This is a genomic window from Burkholderia sp. Bp8963, assembly GCF_003854275.1.
GTDB lineage: Bacteria > Pseudomonadota > Gammaproteobacteria > Burkholderiales > Burkholderiaceae > Burkholderia.
Genome location: NZ_QTQP01000113.1, coordinates 1 through 3,343 on the forward strand (window position 1 = coordinate 1; position 3,343 = coordinate 3,343).

3 protein-coding genes are annotated in these 3,343 nt (G+C 61.6%); 2 read left to right on the plus strand and 1 reads right to left on the minus strand.

Features of this window, described 5'->3' with window-relative positions:
- The first annotated feature begins 721 nt into the window (after positions 1-721).
- Positions 722-1,156, plus strand: coding sequence for a universal stress protein (locus tag DID96_RS37340; RefSeq protein WP_124604293.1), 435 nt, complete (start codon positions 722-724; stop codon positions 1,154-1,156).
- 382 nt (positions 1,157-1,538) lie between these two features.
- On the opposite strand, the gene DID96_RS37345 is transcribed toward DID96_RS37340, so the two are convergent.
- The gene (locus tag DID96_RS37345; protein WP_260464172.1) at positions 1,539-2,273 is read right to left on the minus strand and encodes a GntR family transcriptional regulator; all 735 of its coding nucleotides are present in this window, start codon (positions 2,271-2,273) and stop codon (positions 1,539-1,541) included.
- A 49-nt stretch (positions 2,274-2,322) separates the two neighbouring features.
- Here DID96_RS37345 and DID96_RS37350 point away from each other — a divergent pair, with 49 nt between their 5' ends.
- Positions 2,323-2,799, plus strand: a complete 477-nt coding sequence (locus DID96_RS37350; RefSeq protein WP_124604297.1) for an OsmC family protein — start codon at positions 2,323-2,325, stop codon at positions 2,797-2,799.
- Positions 2,800-3,343 lie beyond the last annotated feature (544 nt).

Here is a 3,343-nt window from a genome sequence, read left to right on the forward strand (position 1 = left end):
GGCAGCGCGCGTACGAGTGTCGTATAGAGCCGGCCCAGCCATTCCAGCGGCGCGTATTCCGATAGCTTCGCGAGCGCGCCCGTGAGGCCGAGCAGCGTACCGATGGCGAACGATGACGCCGCAACGCTGACCGTCAGCCTCGGAAAGCAGATACCGACACCCATCGTGGTCCTGCAATTGCCACCCTACGACATCGGCGGCCCCGCCTCGAGCAGCGAGAAATCGCTGGAAACGATACGACCCCGTCAAATATAACCGTGATAATGCAGAGGATTTTTAGCGAAGAGACGCCTGATCGGCACGCCGGAGACGTTCGATTGCCGCAGACGTCGGGCCTACGCCGCCGGTCCGAATTTCCGGAGGAGGTTCTACCCGGCACCGGACTATCAAAAACAAGGCGCGATAGCCAAACGCACTCGAAATGGTGCGCTGAACCATACTTTTCCCCTAGGCTGCATACTTTGATGTTTCTGAAACCGCTCTTCCTGGTTACTGCAGACTTTGTTGTGCGCCGATAGCGCGCCGGGCGAACGGCGTGCGCCCGGTGTAAACGTTTATGCGCATAAACTTAAATTTCTTATATTTCTAGTAAGCGATACGGAACCGCCGGGCACCGCCGACGCATTTTTTTCGACATTTTTATACGGGCGCCCGATCTCTTTAGATCATCCCGGCCGGCCACGCGCTACGCTGAAAGCACCTTGTTACTGGGACATCCTTCATGCTCAAGCTGCTTGTGCCGGTTGGCCACTCTCCCCGCTCGCTGCAGGCGGTTCGCCATGCGACGTTCCTCTATCGCGAACGCTGCGCGTCGGAAATCGTGCTGATCAATGTCCAGCCGCCGCTGGAATCGACCCGGCTCGAGGCCTACCATCCGCTGTCGCGGCTTCGCGAGATCGAGCAGCATTTCTCCGAGGGCGAACTGGCGAAGGCCGAGCGGATTCTGAAGGACGCCGGCGTCAGTTACAGCGTCGTGATGAAGGTCGGCCCGGTTGCCGACACGATCGCCGCCGCGGCCACCGAGAACGGCTGCGACGAAATCGTCGTCGTCGCGCCGCGTCACGACCCGGTCCATTCAATCCTGTCGCTGTTCCGCCGCAGCGTGCTCGCTCGCCTCGTGCGAATTTCCAGCATTCCGGTTACGGCCGTTCAATAGGCGGCGGTTTCGTCGGAACTGTCGGGTGCGGGGTGACTCGCGGTCACGCTGCGGGCATAGGGTCGGATATCGGAAGCGATCGGCGCGGCCGCATCGATGGCGCGACAGACAGGTGTCGCCACTCATCACCCGAACCCCCGAACCCTCCATCATCTGCCCGCACCGCGCTGTCGCTCGCAACTCCGAACGAGCACGTCACCGGGCCTCGCCCCTGCACTGAGGGCCGCTGCATGGAATTCGGCGTTGCCGCATCGCCATTCGGCAAGAAACCGTGCGCCGAGACGGCAACGCCGGCACAAGCCAGCGCACCGAGCAATGCAAACTGGATCACGTTCATGTCACGTCCTCCGCCCGCTACGGTCGCGTGCGCTGCCCGCCGCACTCACCCGCCTTCGACGAGCCGCATCACGATATCCCTGGCCGAGTCGAGATGCGCGACGGTCATCGAGCGGGCCGCTCGCGCATTGCGTTCCCGACACGCTTGCAGGATTTCCTCGTGCTCGTGCTGGAACGACGGCGTATCTGCAAGCAGCGTGTTCTGCAAACGCTCGTATCGTTCGACCTGGCCGCGCAATTCCCGGATCGCGTTGAGCTGACGCTCGTTCCCGCAGCGCGAATACAGGAGTTCGTGAAATTCCCGGTTGAGCTCTCCCTGCCGCGCCGGCGTCTGCGCGTCGCCAAGCAGGCGATGGACGAGTTCGGCCCGCGCCAGTGTTTCGGTATCGAGCTGCTTCGCGCTCCGAAAGATTGCGTCGCCTTCGAGGAGCGCCCGCAAATCGTAGATCTCCTTCACGTCCGACGCAGTCAGCATCCGCACGACCGCGCCGCGATTCCTGAAGATATCCACCAGGCCTTCGCGAGCCAGTCGTTGAATGGCCTCGCGCAGCGGTATCCGGCTGATTCCGAAGCGGTCGGCCAGGTCTCGTTCGACGAGACGCTCCCCGCCGCCCAGCTCGCCGCCGACGATCATTTCGCGCAGCGAAGCGGCCACCGTATCCGCCGTGGAATCGAACTTTGTTTCCATGCTCAAGCCATCGTTGATTTGGAATAATGGTATACCAAATCGATTTCCGGTGCCACAATGTCGCCGGCGGGTTCGACGAGTGCGTTCCGGCATCGCCGGTCCACGGTCCACATTCAATGTTTCGATATCGAAGGAGAGCACGATGGCATACGGTGAACACAAGTACCGCGTTTCCGTGCAATGGACGGGCAACAAAGGGTCCGGTACATCCGGATATCGCGCGTACGGCCGCGATCACGTCATTCGCGCGGGCGCCAAGCCGGACATCGCAGGCTCGTCCGACGCCGCGTTCCTCGGCGATGCGGCGCGCTGGAATCCCGAAGATCTGCTCGTGGCTTCGGCGTCGGCCTGCCATAAGCTCTGGTACCTGCATCTGTGCGCGGATGCCGGCATCTGCGTGGTTTCCTACGACGACGATGCGGAAGGCACGATGCTCGACAGCCCCGAACAGGGTCGATTCACGGAAATCGTGCTGCACCCGCGGGTCGTCATTCGCGTCGGCGACGATCGAGAACTGGCCGCACGATTGCACCACACGGCTCACGAGAAATGCTACGTGGCGAACTCCGTCAATTTCCCCATCCGCTGCGAACCGACGATCGAGTTTGCCAGTGCCTGACGCAATACGAAAAATATAAATCGGCCGCTGCAAGGTTCTTTACGACATTTTTTCTTGTGGTGCGTGAATGCCGATCCTAGACTCCGGATCACCGACGAAACCCGCACGGAGAGAACCGATCGAAGTGGCGCGACCCACTGGACACCGCGTGCAGTAAGGCAGCGATGCGTGCGCGCGGCTGACGCAAGGTCGCGCTCGTGACGATCGCACTCAACCAGCTATTCACCCTCATATTTGCGACGCTCACCTACCTGCCGGCGCTTGCGCTCGGCCCGATCAGGGAGCAATTGAGCGCGGCGGTCTGCCATTAGCCTGGATTCCACAGGTTGCGACTGCGACCTCGCGAATGCCGAATCAGCATGGCGCCATAATCAGCCAGGACGAAAAGTGCATCCTTCGATGCATTCCGCGAAGAACAATTGGGATAGGGGCAGGCCTCGCGGCCCGACCCCTCCCGCACCACCGTGCGTACGGGTCCGTACACGGCGGTTCGGATCAGTTGATCGGCGATGGACCCAGCGACGGAAGGCCCAACGAGCGGAAG

Coding starts and splice junctions, on each gene's coding strand:
- DID96_RS37340 (WP_124604293.1), top strand. CDS start 722: ATGCTCAAGCTGCTTGTGCCGGTTGGCCACTCTCCCCGCTCGCTGCAG.
- DID96_RS37350 (WP_124604297.1), top strand. CDS start 2,323: ATGGCATACGGTGAACACAAGTACCGCGTTTCCGTGCAATGGACGGGC.
- DID96_RS37345 (WP_260464172.1), bottom strand. CDS start 2,273: ATGCCGGAACGCACTCGTCGAACCCGCCGGCGACATTGTGGCACCGGA.